The following is a 17,421-nucleotide window of genomic DNA, read 5'->3' as shown; positions in this document are numbered from 1 at the left end:
AAATTTCAAGCTCGGAATTTATCCATCTGCGCAAACCATAGACAAAATTTCTACTGATTAAAATTTAATCGTCCGATCCAATCTCGGAAATTCCGTTTTTTTCCAAGGCGATAGCTTCCACAAGTAAAACTGGCACGCCTCTTGCGTCTTCGTCTTTGCACTGGTCAACGGCGATCGGGGCGAGCAGGGCGCGGCATAAGCGCTTTCACAGACATAGACGTCGCAAGGTTTTGCTGCCCGGAACACCTCCCGTTCCGAAGGCGCAAACACCGAGCGGCGTTTTTTTTATTTTCAGGTTTTTTCGCAAGCGAACGCGCCACCCGTGCGGTGGTCCAATAAGGGGAAGATGCGAATGAAAAAGATATTCTCGGGCGATGTCAGCCGCCGCACCATACTGAAGACGACAGCCACCGCAGCCCTTGTTACCGCCGTGCGCACCGCTTTTCCGTCAGGCGCTTTCGCAGCCACGGCTGAGCCGGAAGTGAAGGGCGCGAAAATCGGCTTCATCGCGCTGACCGACGCCGCCCCGCTTATCATCGCGGCGGAAAAGGGACTGTTCGCCAAGCATGGCATGCCGGATGTCGAGGTTCTCAAACAGGCATCCTGGGGTGCGACACGTGACAATCTCGTGCTCGGCGGCGCATCGAACGGCATTGATGGCGCGCATATCCTGACCCCGATGCCCTATCTCATGCATACCGGCAAGGTGACGCAGAACAACGTGCCTGTGCCGATGGCGCTTATCGCCCGCCTCAATCTCGACAGCCAGGGTATTTCCGTCGCCAAGGAATATGCTGAAACCGGCGTTCAGCTCGACGCGTCCAAGCTGAAGGCAGCTTTCGAGAAGAAGAAGGCAGAAGGCAAGGAAATAAAGGCTGCCATGACATTTCCCGGCGGCACGCATGATCTGTGGATCCGCTATTGGCTGGCCGCCGGCGGCATCGACCCGGACAAGGACGTCTCCACCATCGTCGTTCCGCCGCCGCAAATGGTCGCCAACATGAAGGTCGGCAATATGGACGTCTTCTGTGTGGGCGAACCCTGGAACGAGCAACTCGTCAATCAGGGCATCGGCTTCACTGCCTGTACCACCGGGGAACTCTGGAAAGGGCATCCCGAGAAGGCGCTCGGCATGCGCGCCGACTGGGTGGAAAAGAACCCCAACGCCACCAAGGCATTGCTGATGGCCGTGATGGAGGCCCAGCAATGGTGCGATGAGATGGCGAACAAGGAGGAGATGTCCACGATCCTCGGCAAGCGCCAATGGTTCAACGTGCCACCGAAGGACGTTCTTGGCCGCCTCAAGGGCAATATCAATTACGGCAACGGCCGCGTGCTGGAAAATACCGGTCTGCAGATGAAGTTCTGGCAGGATCACGCGTCCTATCCCTTCCGCAGCCACGACAGCTGGTTCATCACGGAAAACATCCGCTGGGGTAAATTTGCACCCGATACGGACGTGAAGGCGCTGGTTGCCAAGGTCAACCGTGAGGACATCTGGCGCGACGCTGCAAAGGATCTCGGTGTTGCCGATATTCCCGCCTCCACGTCGCGCGGCAAGGAAACCTTCTTTGACGGCAAGGTCTTCGACCCGGAAAACCCGTCGGCCTATCTCGAAAGTCTTTCCATCAAGGCAGCCTCCTGAGGAGGAGACACGGGTGTCGCCCCTCCTCCGCCGGGTTGCCATTTAATGATGGACACCAAAGGCCGGATGAGGGGCGAGACCCTGACCGCAACCGAAATCCAAAGGAAACGCCATGTCCGCATTGGCTCGAAATTTCAAGGAACAGCCGCAGCAACCGGTGGTACAAAAGGCAAACGTCGTGACCCTTCCGCCCAAACATCCCTCGCGGTTCAATCTGCGTAAACTGGGTGCTGCGGCGGCCCGCAATATCATACCGCCATTTGTCGTCCTCGCCGTTCTGCTGGGCGTCTGGCAAATGCTCTGTTCCGCCCCCGGCTCGTCCCTGCCGCCGCCAAGCCAGGTATTCGAGGAAAGCTACGATCTCATCGTATCGCCGTTCTTCCATAATGGTTCGCAGGATATCGGCCTCGGCTTGCGCGTGCTGGTCTCGCTGGAGCGCGTGGCATACGGTTTCGGCCTTGCGGCTATCGCCGGCATCATTCTCGGTGCGGTCATCGGCCAGTCGGTCTGGGCAATGCGCGGCCTCGACCCGATTTTTCAGGTCCTGCGCACCGTGCCGCCGCTCGCCTGGCTGCCGCTTTCACTTGCCGCCTTTCAGGACAGCAATCCGTCGGCCATTTTCGTGATCTTCATCACCTCCATCTGGCCCGTCATCATCAATACGGCGGTCGGCGTGCGCAACATTCCGCAGGATTATCGCAACGTTGCGAAGGTGCTGCGGCTCAACCAGATCGAATTCTTCTTCAAGATCATGCTGCCGTCGGCCGCCCCCTACATCTTCACCGGCCTGCGCATAGGCATCGGCCTCTCCTGGCTCGCCATCGTGGCGGCGGAAATGCTGACCGGCGGCGTCGGTATCGGCTTCTTCATCTGGGATGCGTGGAACTCCTCGCGCCTGCCCGACATCATCGTGGCACTCGCTTACATCGGCGTTGTCGGCTTCATGCTCGACAAGCTGGTAGCGGCGCTCGGCAAGGTCATCACCCGCGGCGCTGCGGCCAACTAAAAGGGCGACCATTATGAACGCTTATCTGAAACTCGATCATATCGACAAATATTTCGACAAGGGCGGTTCGCGCGCCGAGGTGCTGAAAGGCATCAACCTGACCATCGGCAAGGGCGAATTCGTCTCAGTCATCGGGCATTCCGGCTGCGGCAAGTCCACCATGCTCAACCTCATCGCCGGGCTGACCAAAGTCTCAGCAGGCGTCGTGCTTCTGGAAAACCGCGAGGTCAACGAACCTGGCCCGGAACGCGCCGTCGTATTCCAGAACCACAGCCTGCTCCCCTGGCTTTCGGTTTATGAAAACGTCAACCTGGCCGTCGCGAAGGTCTTCAGCAGTACCAAGACCAAAGCGGAACGCCACGACTGGGTCATGCGCAATCTGGATCTCGTGCAGATGGCCCATGCCAAGGACAAGAAACCGTCTGAAATTTCCGGTGGCATGAAACAGCGCGTCGGCATCGCCCGGGCGCTCGCCATGGAGCCGAAAATCCTGCTGCTGGACGAGCCTTTCGGCGCACTGGATGCGCTGACTCGCGCCCACCTTCAGGACGCCGTGATGGAAATCCACGCCCGGCTTGGCAACACCATGGTCATGATCACCCACGATGTGGATGAGGCGGTGCTGCTGTCCGACCGTATCGTAATGATGACCAACGGTCCCGCCGCCCATATCGGCGAAGTGCTTGACGTGCCGCTGCCGCGCCCGCGCAACCGCATCGAGCTTGCATCCGACAAGACCTACCTCAAATGCCGCGAGGCCGTGCTGAAGTTCCTTTACGAACGTCACCGCTTCGTCGAAGCTGCGGAGTAACCACTATGGCGCAAAAACTCGTCATCATCGGCAATGGCATGGCGCCGGGGCGCATGCTGGAAAACCTTTTCGAAACCGCCCCCGGCCTCTACGACGTCACCATTTTCAACGCCGAGCCGCGCGTCAATTACGACCGCATCATGCTCTCGCCAGTACTCTCAGGCGAAAAGAGCTATGAAGATATCGTCATCCACAATGACGAATGGTACGCGGCCAACAATGTGACGCTGCACAAGGGCGCCAAGGTCACCGGCATCGACCGCGACAACAAGACCGTAACCAGCGAAAACGGCATCACCGTTTCCTACGACAGGCTGGTGATCGCCACCGGTTCCCTGCCCTTCATCATTCCCGTCCCTGGCCATCAATTGCCGGGCGTTCTCGCCTATCGCGATCTCGACGATGTCACGAAGATGCTTGAAATCGCCGAAGGCAAGGGTCGCGCCATCGTCATCGGCGCCGGCCTTCTGGGTCTGGAAGCAGCTTATGGGCTGAAGCGCCAGGGAATGGACGTCACCGTCATCCATCTGATGCCGACGATCATGGAGCGGCAGCTCGATCCGGCAGCGGCCTATCTTCTGGAAAAGGCGCTAAACGAGCGCGGCATCGACATCATCACCAAGGCCAATACCAAATGCATTCTCGGCGCGGAGAAGGTCGAAGGCATCGAGTTGGAAGACGGTCGCGTCGTTAAAGGCGACATGGTGGTGATGGCGGTCGGCATCCGTCCCGCCTCGGGTCTCGCCAAGGAAGCCGGCATCGCCGTCAATCGCGGCATCGTCGTGGATGATGGCATGATGACGTCGGATGCCTCGATATATGCGCTTGGCGAATGCGCCGAGCATCGCGGCATGTGCTACGGGCTGGTCGCGCCGCTTTATGAATCTGCGCGGGTGCTGGCGGACCGGCTTTGCGGCGGTTCAGCCGAGTATCATGGGTCTGTCACCAATACCAAACTGAAGGTCACCGGCATCAACCTGTTTTCCGCCGGCGATTTTGCCGAGGGCGACGACCGCGAGGAAATCGTGCTGCGCGATGCCACCGCCGGTGTCTACAAGCGCCTGATCCTCAAGGAAAATCGCATCATCGGCGCGGTTCTTTACGGCGAGACGGCGGATGGTTCGTGGTTCTTCGACCTGATGAAGAAATCGACCGACATTTCCGCCATGCGCGAAACCCTGATCTTCGGCCAGGCCTATCAGGGAGGGTCCCCGCTGGACCCTATGGCGGCCGTTGCAGCCTTGCCGGATGATGCGGAAATCTGCGGCTGCAACGGCGTCTGCAAGGGCAAGATCACCTCGGTCATCACCTCGAAGGGGCTGACCTCGCTGGATGATGTGCGCGCCCATACCAAGGCATCCGCCTCCTGCGGCAATTGCACCGGCCTTGTCGAACAGCTCATGACGCTGACGCTTGGCGACAGCTACAATCCCGCTGCCGTGCAGCCCATGTGCAAATGCACAGATCTCGGCCACGATGATGTGCGCCGTCTCATCAAGGCCAAGAGCCTGAAGACCATTCCCGCCGTGATGCAGGAACTGGAATGGAAGACCTCCTGCGGCTGCGCCAAGTGCAGACCGGCGCTCAACTACTATCTCGTTTGCGATTTTCCCGACGAATATGCCGACGACTACCAGTCGCGTTATATCAATGAGCGCGTCCATGCCAATATCCAGAAGGACGGCACCTATTCCGTCGTTCCGCGCATGTGGGGCGGCGTCACATCTTCCTCCGAACTGCGGGCGATTGCGGATGTGGTCGACAAGTTCGAAATCCCGATGGTGAAGGTGACAGGCGGGCAACGCATCGATCTTCTCGGCATCGAGAAGGAGGATTTGCCGGCGGTCTGGGCCGATCTCGGCAAGGCCGGTTTCATTTCCGGCCAGGCCTATGCCAAGGGGCTTCGCACCGTGAAGACCTGCGTTGGAGAACAATGGTGCCGCTTCGGCACGCAGGATTCCACCGGCCTCGGCATCCGTATCGAAAAATTCATGTGGGGCTCATGGACGCCCGCCAAGCTGAAGCTTGCCGTTTCCGGCTGTCCGCGAAACTGCGCTGAGGCGACATGCAAGGATATCGGCGTCATCTGCGTCGATTCCGGTTTCGAAATCCACTTCGCCGGTGCCGCTGGTCTCGACATCAAGGGTACGGAAGTGCTGGGCCTCGTCCATACCGAGGATGAGGCGCTGGAGCATATCGTGGCGTTGACCCAGATGTACCGCGAGCAGGCGCGCTACCTCGAGCGCATCTATAAATGGGCCAAGCGCATCGGTTACGACGAAGTCCGCCGCCAGATCATGGACGATGCCGACAAGCGCCGGGCCTATTTTGACCGCTTCGTCTTCAGCCAGAAATTCGCGCAGGTCGATCCTTGGTCGGAACGTGTGTCCGGCCACGACAAGCACGAATTCAGGCCGATGGCGGCAATCGGTTTCAACGAGGCAGCGGAGTGAGAACGATGGACAGCAACTGGATCGATATTGGCGACATTTCCGACATCCCGCTGCGCGGCGCGCGCTGCGTGAAAACGCCTATGGGCAAGATCGCCGTGTTTCGCACGGCTGAAAATCAGGTCTTCGCCATCGAGGATCATTGCCCGCACAAAGGCGGCCCGCTGTCTCAGGGCATCGTGCACGGGGCTTCGGTGACATGTCCTTTGCACAATTGGGTCATTTCGCTGGAGACCGGCAAGGCGTTGGGGGCGGATGAGGGTGAGGTGAGGACCATTCCTCTCCGCAATCTCGACGGGCGGCTTTCGATTGCGCTCGAAACTTTGATGATTGCGGCGGAGTGATATCAGATGTTGGCGACGATACCCCCCTCTGTCCTGCCGGACATCTCCCCCTCGAGGGGCAAGATCGACAAGTGGCACGCTTCTCGCTTCATCTCTGTTGTCGGAGACGCAAGCTGTGAAATAGAGCCGGTGCCGCAATTGATCTACCCTTTTGAGGGGCAGATGTCCGGCAGGGCAGAGAGGGGTGAACGCCACTTGCTCAGGGGGCAAACCCATGCCCGTTGAAACGAAAACCACCTGTCCCTATTGCGGTGTCGGCTGCGGTGTCATCGCCACCGTTGCCGATGACGGCATCGTTTCCGTCAAAGGCGATCCGGACCACCCCGCCAATTTCGGCCGGCTGTGTTCCAAGGGTTCGGCTCTGGCCGAGACCATCGACCTCGACGGACGGCTGCTCCATCCCGAAATCCACGGAAAGCGGGTGGCATGGGACGAAGCGCTTCAACTCGTTGCTTCAAGATTTTCCGAGGCCATTTCCGAGCACGGCCCGGATTCGGTTGCCTTTTACGTTTCCGGCCAATTGCTGACGGAGGATTATTACCTCGCCAACAAGCTGATGAAGGGTTTCATCGGATCGGCCAATATCGATACGAATTCACGGCTTTGCATGTCGTCTTCGGTCGCCGGCCATCGCCGCGCCTTCGGGGCCGATACGGTGCCCGGCACCTATGAGGATATGGAGCTTGCCGATCTGGTAATCCTCACCGGATCCAATCTCGCCTGGTGTCATCCCGTCCTCTATCAACGGCTTGCTGCCGCAAAGGCGGCGCGGCCGGACATGAAGGTGGTGGTCATCGATCCGCGCCGGACGATGAGCGCAGATATTGCCGATATGCACCTCGCCATCCGCCCGGATGGAGATGTGGCGCTGTTTACCGGTCTTCTGGCCCATCTTTCCGGCAGTTCCGCGTTCGATAATGCTTATGTTGGAAACCACACTGTAGGCCTCGATGCCGCGATGCAGGCAGCGACCGGGCACAGCCTGCCGGAGATTGCCGACAAGACCGGTCTGACAATCGTGGAATTGATTTCCTTTTACGAATTGTTCGAACGCACGCAAAAAACCGTCACCTGCTACAGTCAGGGTGTCAACCAGTCGCAAAGCGGCACCGACAAGGTCAACGCCATCATCAATTGCCATCTCGCCACAGGCCGCATCGGCCGGCCGGGCATGGGGCCGTTTTCGCTGACCGGCCAGCCCAACGCCATGGGCGGACGCGAGGTGGGCGGGCTTGCCAATATGCTGGCGGCCCATATGGCCATCGAGAGCGCTGAAGACCGCGACCGCGTGCAGCGCTTCTGGGCCTCGCCGGCGATTGCGCAGAAGCCTGGCCTCAAGGCCGTGGATATGTTCCGGGCGGTTGCCGATGGCCGCATCAAGGCGCTGTGGATCATGGCCACCAACCCCGTCGTTTCCATGCCGGATGCCGGTGCCGTCGAAGAGGCTATCAAGGCCTGTCCCTTTGTCGTGGTGTCCGATCTCATCGCCAATACCGATACCGCCCGCCACGCCCATGTGCTGTTGCCATCGCTCGGCTGGGGGGAAAAGGACGGCACGGTCACCAATTCCGAACGACGTATTTCCCGCCAGCGCGGTTTTCTTGACGCGCCCGGCGAAGCAAAGGCCGACTGGTGGCAATTCGCCGAAGTTGGACGGCGCATGGGTTTTGACGCCGCCTTCGGCTTCCGGCAACCTTCTGAGGTTTTCGCCGAGCATGCCGCTCTCTCCGGCTTCGAGAACGCCGGAAGCCGCGATTTCGATATCGGCGGGATCGACCGTGATTCCTACGATACGATGACACCGTTTCAATGGCCAAAAGCCGGACCCGGTGAAGCCGCCAATACCCGCTTTTTCGCGGATGGCCGCTTTTTCCATGCGGATGGCAAGGCCCGTTTCATCGCCACGGCACTGCCGGAGACCCGCAGGACATCGGCGGACTACCCGCTGACGCTGAACACCGGCCGCATCCGCGACCAATGGCACACCATGACCCGCACCGGCAAAAGCGCGCGGCTCACTGCCCATATCGCTGAACCCTTTGCCGAACTTCACCCGCGCGATGCACAGTTGCTGGGAATCGAAAGCGCCGATCTGGTGGAGATTGAAAGCCCGCACGGCAAGGTCCTGCTGCGGGCTCTGGTCAGCGCGAGGCAGGCACGGGGAGCTGTGTTTGCGCCGATGCACTGGAACGACCAGTTCGCCTCGCAGGCCCGCATCGATATGCTCGTGCCAGCGGTCACGGACCCGCATTCCGGCCAACCCGCTTCGAAGAATGTCGGCGTGAGTGCACGACGTTTTGTAGCGAAAGCCTATGGATTTGCGATTGCCCGCACCCGGCCTGATGCGCCGGACTGCGCCTATTGGGCAGTTGCGAAGGCGGATGGCGGCTACCGCATGGAGCTTGCCTTCGAGGAACAGCCGCAGGACTGGACGCTCTGGGCGCGACGGGTTTTCGGCATCGATATCAGGGTTGAGCCTCTGGGTTACAGCGACCGGCAGACGGGCGATCTGCGGCTTGCTTTCTTCGACGTTAATACCTTGCTGGCAGCGCTGTTCGTCGCCAGAGAGCCGGTGGCCGTTGCCCGCAACTGGGCGATTTCACAGCTGAACGAACGCCATGAGGATTTGCGCATGCGTTTTGCGCTGGTCGCCGGGCGTCCCAGTGCCGGTCGCGCCGATCCGGGGGCGACGGTCTGCTCCTGCTTCAATGTCGGGGTCAACCAGATCACGGTCTCGATCCGCAATGGCTGCCACAGCGTCGAAGCCATAGGTGCTGCGTTGAATGCCGGAACCAATTGCGGCTCCTGCCGCGCCGAGATCAGGGGGATCATCGATGGATGCCTTAAAACCGCAGCGGAATGAACCGAACCGCATGGAGAAGCTCGCCAAGTTGCCGGTCTTCTGGGGGCTTGAGGGCAAGCGCGTGGTGCTGGCGGGCGGATCGGATGGGGCCGCATGGAAAGCGGAACTGCTGCTTGCCTGCGGGGCGGAACTTCACCTCTATTGCGAGGAAAGCGAGCTTTCGGAATGCTTTGCGGCGCTCGTCTCGACAAGCCAGATGCTGACATGGCATGACCGTTCCTGGGGTCCAGATAGTTTCAAAGGCGCGGAACTGGCGCTGGCGGATTGTGAGACCGACGAAGAGGCGGGAAGATTTTACAATGCCGCGCGCTCAGCCGGCGTGCCTGTCAATGTCATCGACAAGCCGGAATTCTGCCAGTTCCAGTTTGGCTCCATCGTCAATCGTTCGCCGGTGGTGGTGTCGATCTCCACCGATGGCGCCGCACCCATTCTGGCGCAGGCCATTCGCCGGCGCATCGAGACTTTGCTGCCGCTCGCTCTCAAGGATTGGGGGGCGCTTGCCCAGACCATCCGAGAGCGGGTCAATATACGCCTCGCGCCCGGCACGGCGCGGCGATCATTCTGGGAGAAATTTGTCGATCTAGCGTTTACCGAAAGGCTGGATGAGGGCAGCGAAGGAAGGCTGCTGACAGACATCGGCACGCAGGCCGGTCGGAGAGGATCGGGACGTGGCCTTGTGACGCTGGTCGGTGCCGGACCGGGCGATGCCGAGCTGCTGACGCTGAAAGCGGTACGCGCCCTGCAGGCGGCGGATGTCATTCTGTTCGACGATCTCGTTTCATCCGAGGTGCTGGAACTGGCGCGGCGGGAGGCGAAGCGCATGCTGGTTGGCAAGCGCGGCGGCCGGGAAAGCTGCAAGCAGGAAGATATTAACGACATGATGATCCGCCTTGCCAAGGCCGGCAAAAGGGTCGTGCGGCTGAAATCCGGCGATCCGATGATTTTCGGACGCGCCGGCGAGGAGATCGCGGCGCTGGAGGCTGAAAATATCCCGGTCGAAATCGTACCCGGCATCACCGCGGCAAGCGCCATGGCTTCGCGGCTCGGCGTTTCCCTCACCCACCGCGATCACGCCCAGTCGGTCCGCTTCGTCACCGGGCACTCCAGACAGGGCAAGCTGCCGGAGAATATCGACTGGCAGTCGCTGTCGAACCCTTCTGTGACCACGGTTTTTTACATGGGCGGGCGAACCGCTACCAGCATCGAGGAAGCCCTTCTGGCGCATGGCATGCCGGCCTCGACGCCCGTCGCCATCATGATTTCCGTCAGCCGCGAAAATGAGCAGCGCTGGTGCGGTTCGCTCGTGCAACTGGCTGCGGCGGTTGAGCGAATGGGCGTGAACGAGCCTATATTGATCGGCATCGGTGATGCGTTTGGTGCGGCAATCTCCGCGTTTTCCGAGATCGGCCTGCCGGAGCCGGTCCCGATGTCAATTCAGAAAGCCGGCTAATAATCTTGCTGGTCCGTGCGGATACGTTTTTCGCATACCTCCGCAAGTGGACCTGATCGGCGCCACAAAACCGTCCCTTGACATTGGTTTTTCGTTCGCTCTTCAATAAAACGAAAAAATTGAAAGAGGAGGGAGGCTGAAATGATGCTCACACCGCGTCAGGATGAAATCGTTGCGCTGGCGAAAGCAAGCGGGCGTGTGCTGGTGGACGAGTTGGCCACGCGGTTTTCGGTAACGCCACAGACGATCCGCAAGGACCTCAACGATCTCTGCGATACGCGGGTGCTGACGCGCATCCATGGCGGCGCACTTTTTCCGAGCGGCAACGAAAACGTCAAATACGAGGCACGCCGTGCGATCGCCTCCTCCGAAAAGCAGGCGATCGGCGCCGCTGCCGCTGCCCTCATCCCCAACAACTCCTCGCTTTTCATCAATATAGGTACGACGACCGAGGCGGTGGGCGAAGCGCTGGCGGATCATCACGAGCTGATGGTCATCACCAACAATATTAATGTTGCCAATAGGTTACGGGTTTTTCCGGGCATCGAGGTGGTGATCGCTGGCGGCGTCGTGCGCGGTTCCGATGGCGGCATCGTCGGTGAGGCCGCAGTGGATTTTATCCGCCAGTTCAAGGTCGATTTCGCCGTCATCGGCGTTTCTGCGATCGATGAGGACGGCGCTTTGCTGGATTTCGACTTTCGCGAGGTCAAGGTTGCCCAGGCGATCATGTCCAACGCTCGCCACGTCATTCTTGTATCGGATTCACTGAAGTTCGAGCGGACGGCGCCGGTGCGCATCGGCCATCTTTCACAGGTGCACACCTTCATTACCGATCATTGTCCGGTCGATTCGATCCGATCCATCTGTGCCGATCATGACGTCAGGTTGATTGAAACCGAGGTTGGGGAGCCTTGATACGAACCGCCCCGGAATTTCGTTTGACATTCGTTTTGTCTTCAAATTAGATGTCCTTGCTTTCAATATATCGATGAGGAGAGCGTCGATGAAAGCGCGGGAGGGTCCATGTCTGACGAGGCAATCCACGATGTTTTCGTGATCGGCGGCGGCATCAACGGCTGCGGCATCGCGCGTGACGCTGTCGGCAGGGGTTATTCCGTTGCGCTTGCGGAAATGAACGATTTTGCCTCCGGCACCTCTTCGGCCGCCACAAAGCTCATTCATGGCGGTTTGCGTTATCTCGAACATTACGAATTTCGTCTGGTGCGAGAAGCGCTGATGGAGCGCGAGGTGTTGTGGGCCATGGCGCCGCACATCATCTGGCCTATGCGCTTTGTTCTGCCATTCCAGAAGGGCGGCGTGCGCCCGGCCTGGCTCGTGCGTCTCGGGCTTTTTCTTTATGACCATCTCGGCGGCCGCAAGCTTTTGCCCGCCACCCGCTCGCTCGATCTGCGCCGTGATCCCGCAGGGAAACCGCTGAAGCCGATTTTTGCCCGGGCTTTCGAATATTCTGACGGCTGGGTGGACGATGCCCGTCTTGTGGTGCTGAACGCCCGCGATGCCGCCGATCGCGGCGCCTTGATCCTCAACCGCACGCAGGTCGTTTCGGCACGCCGCGAAGGCGCCTTCTGGCGGGTCGAAACGAAAAATGGTGCCGGAGAAACCGCGACCTACCGGGCGCGCATGCTGGTAAATGCGGCAGGCCCCTGGGTGGACAAGGTTCTGGCTGCGACGTTCGGTAAAAACAATGTCCACAACGTCCGCCTCGTGCAGGGCAGCCACATCATCGTGCGCAAGAAGTTTTCCGATCCGCGCGCCTATTTTTTCCAGAACCCGGACGGGCGCATCATCTTCGCAATCCCTTATGAGCAGGATTTTACCCTGATCGGCACGACGGATCGCGACTATACCGCGGACCCCCGGGCTGTTAAGATCAGCGACGAGGAGATCAGCTATCTTTGCAACGCGGCGAGCGAATATTTCGCTGAACCGGTGACGTCGGCCGATATCGTCTGGACCTATTCCGGCGTGCGGCCGCTCTTTGACGACGGCGCATCGAAGGCGCAGGAGGCAACCCGCGATTATGTGCTGAAAACCGAAGGAGCTGAAGGCGAAGCACCGCTTCTCAATATCTTCGGTGGCAAGCTCACCACCTATCGGCGGCTTGCCGAACATGCTCTTGAAAAAATCGGTGATGCGCTGGGTGAAAAGGGCTCGCCGTGGACGGCAGGTTCACATTTGCCGGGCGGAAATTTCGGTGCCGAGGCTTATGCGGGAGAGGTCACGGCCCTGCGGTCGCGTTATCCTTTCCTCGATGAGCGGCATGCGAAGCGGCTCATCCGCTGCTACGGAACGGACGCCGCGTCGATTATTGGCAATGCCGGGGACATGGCAGGGCTGGGACGGCATTTCGGCGGCACGCTTTATGAGGCCGAGGTGCGCTGGCTGATGGCCCGGGAATGGGCGCTGACGGCGGAGGATATTCTGTGGCGCCGCACCAAGCAGGGGCTTTTCTTTACCCAAGAAGAGGTGCGCGGGCTGGAGGATTATATCGATGACATTGCAGGTGGACGCTTGAAGGCAATCTGACGATCCGAATCAAAAAGCGGAGGAGGCTTTGGATCACCATGCTTGAATTGCGAAACGTCTCGAAGATGGCCGGCGGTGAATATCATATTCACCCGACCGATCTGACGTTGCAGCGCGGAAGCCTGAACGTCCTGCTTGGACCGACACTTTCGGGCAAGACGACACTCATGCGGCTGATGGCCGGGCTGGACAAGCCAAGTGGCGGTACGATTCTCTTTAATGGGGAGGACGTGACGGGCTGGCCGGTTCAGAAGCGCAACGTCGCCATGGTCTATCAGCAGTTCATCAATTATCCGGCGCTCAGCGTTTATGAAAACATCGCCTCGCCGATGCGCGTTGCCGGCAAGGACAAGGCAACGATCGACAGGGAGGTGAGGAAGGCCGCCGAGCTTCTGAGGCTGACGCCCTATCTCGATCGTACGCCTCTCAACCTCTCCGGTGGCCAGCAACAACGCACGGCACTTGCCCGCGCCATCGTCAAAAACGCCAATCTGGTGCTCCTCGACGAGCCGCTCGCAAATCTCGATTACAAGCTGCGTGAGGAGTTGCGTGAGGAATTGCCGCGCATCTTTGCCGAATCCGGTGCGATCTTTGTTTACGCCACGACGGAACCCTCCGAAGCTCTGCTGCTTGGTGGCAATACCGCGACGCTGAACGAGGGCAAGGTAACGCAATTCAGCCGCACGATCGAAGTTTACAGGCGTCCGGTGGATATAGTAACCGCGAAAATATTTGCCGATCCGCCACTCAACACCATCGAGGTCATCAAGACGGGCGGCGCCTTCACGCGCGCCGACCATGCGGTTGTGCCGGTGCCGGCGCATCTTGCTGCCATGCCTGACGGTCCAGTGACCATTGCCTTCCAGCCACATCATCTTTTCCCCCAGCAAAAGGGACAGGCGGCGCAATCCATCCGGGCGCGGACACTGATCTCGGAGATCGCCGGATCGGAAAGCTTCGTACATGTGGAATTTTCAGGCCAGCGTTGGGTGATGCTGGCGCAGGGCATTCACGACATCGAGCCGGACACGGAGATCGAACTGTTTCTCGATACGCGGCACCTGATGGCTTTCGATACGCACGGCCACGCCATCGGCGAAGCGGCTTAAGGGGAGATCGATCATGGCACGCATCACGCTCGATCATATTCGCCACGCTTACAACGCCAAGGCGCAGGCGGCAGGTGATTATGCCCTGAAGGAAGTTCATCACGAATGGGAGGATGGCGGTGCCTATGCGCTGCTTGGCCCTTCCGGCTGCGGCAAGACCACGTTGCTCAACATCATTTCCGGCTTGCTGCGCCCCTCGGAAGGCCGCATCGCCTTTGACGGAACGGATGTCACCGATCTTTCCACCGAAGATCGCAACATCGCCCAGGTATTCCAGTTCCCGGTCGTTTACGACACGATGACAGTCTATGACAATCTGGCTTTTCCGCTGCGCAACCGGCAAGTGCCGGAAGCCGAAGTCGACCGCCGTGTGCGGGAAATTCTCGAGATGACCGATCTTTCCGGCATGGCCAAACGCCACGCGCGCGGACTTACGGCGGACCAGAAGCAGAAAATTTCGCTGGCGCGCGGGTTGGTGCGATCCGACGTCAATGCCATCCTCTTCGACGAGCCGCTGACGGTGATCGATCCGCATATGAAATGGGTGCTGCGCTCGCAGTTGAAGCGCCTCCACCGCCAGTCCGGTTTCACCATGGTCTACGTCACGCACGACCAGACCGAAGCGCTGACTTTCGCCGACAAGGTGGTGGTCATGTATGACGGACAGATCGTCCAGATCGGCACACCCGCCGAGCTTTTCGAACGCCCGGGACATACGTTCGTCGGTTACTTCATCGGTTCGCCCGGCATGAATGTGATGCCTGCCAGCATCGATGGCGCAACGGCGGTTGTCGGCGGCCTTGGCGTTCCGCTTGCCGGCGTGCCGGTGGTGGATGGATCGAAGCGGATCGAAATCGGCATCCGCCCGGAATTCGTTCGGCTGGAGCGGGGTGGCATGCCCATCACCGTCGACAAGGTCGAGGATATCGGCCGGCAAAAGATCGTTCGCGCCCGGTTCGCCGGCCAAAAGCTTGCGATTGTCGTTCCGGAGGAGGAGGACATTCCGGCAGAAGCGGGTGTTCGCTTCGATCCGGCCGCTATCGGTGTCTTTGCCGATTCCTGGCGTGTGAAGATGGGGGCCTGACCATGGAAAAGACCTGGAACAACAAAGCGTGGTTCATGGTGCTGCCGGTTCTGGTGCTGGTCGCCTTTTCCGCCGTCATCCCGCTGATGACGGTCGTGAACTATTCGGTGCAGGATACCTTCGGCAACAACCAGTTCTTCTGGGCGGGAACCCAATGGTTTCAGGAAATTCTTGGCTCCGACCGTTTCTGGAACGCGCTCGGACGCAATCTGGTATTTTCCGGCATCATATTGGCGATTGAAATTCCGCTCGGCATATTCATCGCGCTCAAGATGCCCAAATCCGGCATCGGCGTGCCGGTCTGCCTCGTCACCATGGCGCTGCCGCTTTTGGTGCCATGGAATGTGGTAGGCACGATCTGGCAGGTGTTCGGTCGCAGCGATATCGGGTTGCTGGGTTATTACGCCAATCAGCTTGGGCTTGATTACAACTACGTCAATGATCCCGTCGACGCATGGATCACCGTCGTCATCATGGATGTGTGGCACTGGACAAGCCTCGTCGTCCTCCTTTGCTACGCCAGCCTCGTCTCCATTCCGGATGCCTATTATCAGGCAGCAAGGATCGATGGCGCATCGCGTTTTGCGGTTTTCCGGTTCATTCAGTTGCCGAAGATGAAGCGGGTGCTGCTGATCGCATTCCTGCTGCGCTTCATGGACAGCTTCATGATCTACACCGAGCCTTTCGTCGTCACCGGCGGCGGCCCCGGAAATTCCACCACCTTCCTGTCCATCGATCTCGTCAAGGTAGCGCTCGGCCAGTTCGATCTGGGTCCCGCGGCCGCCATGTCGCTGATCTACTTCCTCATCATCCTGCTGTTGTCCTGGGTGTTCTACACCGTGATGACCAGCCACGACGCGGAGACTTGAGACATGAGCGCCTCTGATGTCACCACAAGCGTGGAACTCAACGGTATCGGCAATCCACCGGTAAGAGCCAGTTCGGCGAGAATATCAGGCCTTGCTTCGAATTCGCGATCGCGCCGCCGCCACGGGCCATCGCGCTTTTCCTGGCTGGTGCCGACGATCTACATCATCCTGCTGCTCGTGCCGATCTACTGGCTTATCAATATGAGCTTCAAGACGAACACGGAAATCGTCTCGTCGATGACGCTTTATCCGCACCAGCCGACGTTGCAGAATTATCGGACGATCTTCACGGATTCATCCTGGTATTCGGGTTACATCAACTCGATCATCTACGTCGTCATGAACATGGTGATCTCGGTCTCGGCGGCACTCCCGGCGGCCTATGCCTTCTCGCGTTACCGCTTCCTGGGCGACAAGCACCTGTTCTTCTGGCTTTTGACCAACCGCATGGCGCCACCTGCCGTCTTCGCGCTGCCCTTCTTCCAGCTCTATTCCGCTTTCGGGCTGATCGACACGCATATTGCCGTGGCGCTGGCGCATTGCCTGTTCAACGTGCCGCTGGCGGTGTGGATTCTCGAAGGTTTCATGTCGGGTGTGCCGAAGGAAATCGACGAGACCGCCTATATTGACGGCTATTCCTTCCCGAAATTCTTCGTGAAGATTTTCATGCCGCTCATTGCCTCCGGCATCGGTGTCGCCTGTTTCTTCAGCTTCATGTTCTCGTGGGTCGAGCTTCTGATCGCCCGCACGCTGACGACGACCGACGCCAAGCCGATCGCCGCGACCATGACGAGAACCGTTTCTGCCGCCGGCATGGACTGGGGCCTGCTTGCCGCCGCCGGCGTGCTGACACTCATACCCGGTGCGCTGGTGATCTGGTTTGTTCGCAATTACATCGCCAAGGGCTTTGCGCTGGGGAGGGTTTGACATGACGAAGATGCCCGATTTCACCTGGATGGCATGGACCTGGCAGACGGCCGCGTTTTTCGGTGCCATCGCCGTGTTGCTGGTTGGGATGTGGTTCTGGGAACAGCTCTCGCCCGGCGGCAACCCCCGCTTCGGCCTGCTGCGTTTCGAGACAACGCGTGGCGACAGGTTATTCATTTCGCTGCTCGGCAGCGCTTTCATTCATCTTGCATGGCTCGGGCTGGTCGGCCCGAACCTGTGGTGGGCTCTCGCTCTGTCGGCGGTTTACGCAATTGGCGTTTTCCGTTTCGTCTAGAGCAGGAAGAACGGTGCGGCG

Annotated in this window: 14 protein-coding genes; all 14 read left to right on the top strand. The window is 59.5% G+C overall.

The window, feature by feature from the left end; all coding sequences use genetic code 11:
• The first annotated feature begins 352 nt into the window (after positions 1–352).
• The 14 genes from F617_RS0108165 (at position 353) to F617_RS0108095 (ending at position 17,400) form a co-directional block, all read left to right on the top strand.
• A complete protein-coding gene (locus tag F617_RS0108165) occupies positions 353–1,645 on the top strand; it encodes a CmpA/NrtA family ABC transporter substrate-binding protein (RefSeq protein WP_019564997.1) in 1,293 nt (430 codons plus the stop codon).
• A 112-nt stretch (positions 1,646–1,757) separates the two neighbouring features.
• The gene (gene ntrB, locus F617_RS0108160) at positions 1,758–2,651 is read left to right on the top strand and encodes a nitrate ABC transporter permease (RefSeq protein ID WP_003511597.1); all 894 of its coding nucleotides are present in this window, start codon (positions 1,758–1,760) and stop codon (positions 2,649–2,651) included.
• A 13-nt stretch (positions 2,652–2,664) separates the two neighbouring features.
• A complete protein-coding gene (locus F617_RS0108155) occupies positions 2,665–3,462 on the top strand; it encodes an ABC transporter ATP-binding protein (protein WP_003511595.1) in 798 nt (265 codons plus the stop codon).
• A 5-nt stretch (positions 3,463–3,467) separates the two neighbouring features.
• Complete coding sequence (gene nirB / locus F617_RS0108150) at positions 3,468–5,915, top strand: nitrite reductase large subunit NirB (RefSeq protein ID WP_019564996.1); 2,448 nt, start codon at positions 3,468–3,470, stop codon at positions 5,913–5,915.
• Positions 5,916–5,920: 5 nt separating this feature from the next.
• Positions 5,921–6,256, top strand: coding sequence for a nitrite reductase small subunit NirD (gene nirD, locus F617_RS0108145; RefSeq protein ID WP_003511593.1), 336 nt, complete (start codon positions 5,921–5,923; stop codon positions 6,254–6,256).
• 214 nt (positions 6,257–6,470) lie between these two features.
• Positions 6,471–9,119: a nitrate reductase gene (locus tag F617_RS0108135; RefSeq protein WP_019564994.1), complete on the top strand. Its 2,649-nt coding sequence runs from the start codon at positions 6,471–6,473 to the stop codon at positions 9,117–9,119.
• Entirely contained in the window at positions 9,091–10,569 is a 1,479-nt protein-coding gene (gene cysG / locus F617_RS0108130; protein ID WP_019564993.1) for a siroheme synthase CysG, read from the top strand. Before F617_RS0108135 ends, cysG begins: the two co-directional genes overlap by 29 nt.
• Before the next feature lie 141 nt (positions 10,570–10,710).
• Positions 10,711–11,484, top strand: coding sequence for a DeoR/GlpR family DNA-binding transcription regulator (locus F617_RS0108125; RefSeq protein WP_003511588.1), 774 nt, complete (start codon positions 10,711–10,713; stop codon positions 11,482–11,484).
• Positions 11,485–11,592: 108 nt separating this feature from the next.
• Positions 11,593–13,116: a glycerol-3-phosphate dehydrogenase gene (locus F617_RS0108120; RefSeq protein ID WP_019564992.1), complete on the top strand. Its 1,524-nt coding sequence runs from the start codon at positions 11,593–11,595 to the stop codon at positions 13,114–13,116.
• A 38-nt stretch (positions 13,117–13,154) separates the two neighbouring features.
• A complete protein-coding gene (locus F617_RS0108115) occupies positions 13,155–14,225 on the top strand; it encodes an ABC transporter ATP-binding protein (protein WP_013761937.1) in 1,071 nt (356 codons plus the stop codon).
• A gap of 13 nt (positions 14,226–14,238) precedes the next feature.
• The gene (locus tag F617_RS0108110; RefSeq protein ID WP_013761936.1) at positions 14,239–15,309 is read left to right on the top strand and encodes an ABC transporter ATP-binding protein; all 1,071 of its coding nucleotides are present in this window, start codon (positions 14,239–14,241) and stop codon (positions 15,307–15,309) included.
• Between the two features lie 2 nt (positions 15,310–15,311).
• Positions 15,312–16,178, top strand: coding sequence for a carbohydrate ABC transporter permease (locus tag F617_RS0108105; protein ID WP_003511582.1), 867 nt, complete (start codon positions 15,312–15,314; stop codon positions 16,176–16,178).
• Positions 16,179–16,181: 3 nt separating this feature from the next.
• Positions 16,182–17,105 (top strand): carbohydrate ABC transporter permease, encoded by a 924-nt coding sequence (locus tag F617_RS0108100; RefSeq protein ID WP_019564991.1) that lies wholly within the window; start codon positions 16,182–16,184, stop codon positions 17,103–17,105.
• A gap of 1 nt (position 17,106) precedes the next feature.
• Positions 17,107–17,400 (top strand): DUF2160 domain-containing protein, encoded by a 294-nt coding sequence (locus tag F617_RS0108095; protein WP_003511580.1) that lies wholly within the window; start codon positions 17,107–17,109, stop codon positions 17,398–17,400.
• Positions 17,401–17,421: the final 21 nt, after the last annotated feature.

The organism is Agrobacterium sp. 10MFCol1.1 (genome assembly GCF_000381165.1).
Lineage (GTDB): Bacteria > Pseudomonadota > Alphaproteobacteria > Rhizobiales > Rhizobiaceae > Agrobacterium > Agrobacterium tumefaciens.
This window is presented reverse-complemented; position numbering and strand designations above follow the sequence as displayed.

Excerpts from the sequence above, each read along its gene's own strand:
- F617_RS0108165 (WP_019564997.1), top strand. The coding sequence starts at position 353 with ATGAAAAAGATATTCTCGGGCGATGTCAGCCGCCGCACCATACTGAAG.
- ntrB (WP_003511597.1), top strand. The coding sequence starts at position 1,758 with ATGTCCGCATTGGCTCGAAATTTCAAGGAACAGCCGCAGCAACCGGTG.
- F617_RS0108155 (WP_003511595.1), top strand. The coding sequence starts at position 2,665 with ATGAACGCTTATCTGAAACTCGATCATATCGACAAATATTTCGACAAG.
- nirB (WP_019564996.1), top strand. The coding sequence starts at position 3,468 with ATGGCGCAAAAACTCGTCATCATCGGCAATGGCATGGCGCCGGGGCGC.
- nirD (WP_003511593.1), top strand. The coding sequence starts at position 5,921 with ATGGACAGCAACTGGATCGATATTGGCGACATTTCCGACATCCCGCTG.
- F617_RS0108135 (WP_019564994.1), top strand. The coding sequence starts at position 6,471 with ATGCCCGTTGAAACGAAAACCACCTGTCCCTATTGCGGTGTCGGCTGC.
- cysG (WP_019564993.1), top strand. The coding sequence starts at position 9,091 with ATGGATGCCTTAAAACCGCAGCGGAATGAACCGAACCGCATGGAGAAG.
- F617_RS0108125 (WP_003511588.1), top strand. The coding sequence starts at position 10,711 with ATGATGCTCACACCGCGTCAGGATGAAATCGTTGCGCTGGCGAAAGCA.
- F617_RS0108120 (WP_019564992.1), top strand. The coding sequence starts at position 11,593 with ATGTCTGACGAGGCAATCCACGATGTTTTCGTGATCGGCGGCGGCATC.
- F617_RS0108115 (WP_013761937.1), top strand. The coding sequence starts at position 13,155 with ATGCTTGAATTGCGAAACGTCTCGAAGATGGCCGGCGGTGAATATCAT.
- F617_RS0108110 (WP_013761936.1), top strand. The coding sequence starts at position 14,239 with ATGGCACGCATCACGCTCGATCATATTCGCCACGCTTACAACGCCAAG.
- F617_RS0108105 (WP_003511582.1), top strand. The coding sequence starts at position 15,312 with ATGGAAAAGACCTGGAACAACAAAGCGTGGTTCATGGTGCTGCCGGTT.
- F617_RS0108100 (WP_019564991.1), top strand. The coding sequence starts at position 16,182 with ATGAGCGCCTCTGATGTCACCACAAGCGTGGAACTCAACGGTATCGGC.
- F617_RS0108095 (WP_003511580.1), top strand. The coding sequence starts at position 17,107 with ATGACGAAGATGCCCGATTTCACCTGGATGGCATGGACCTGGCAGACG.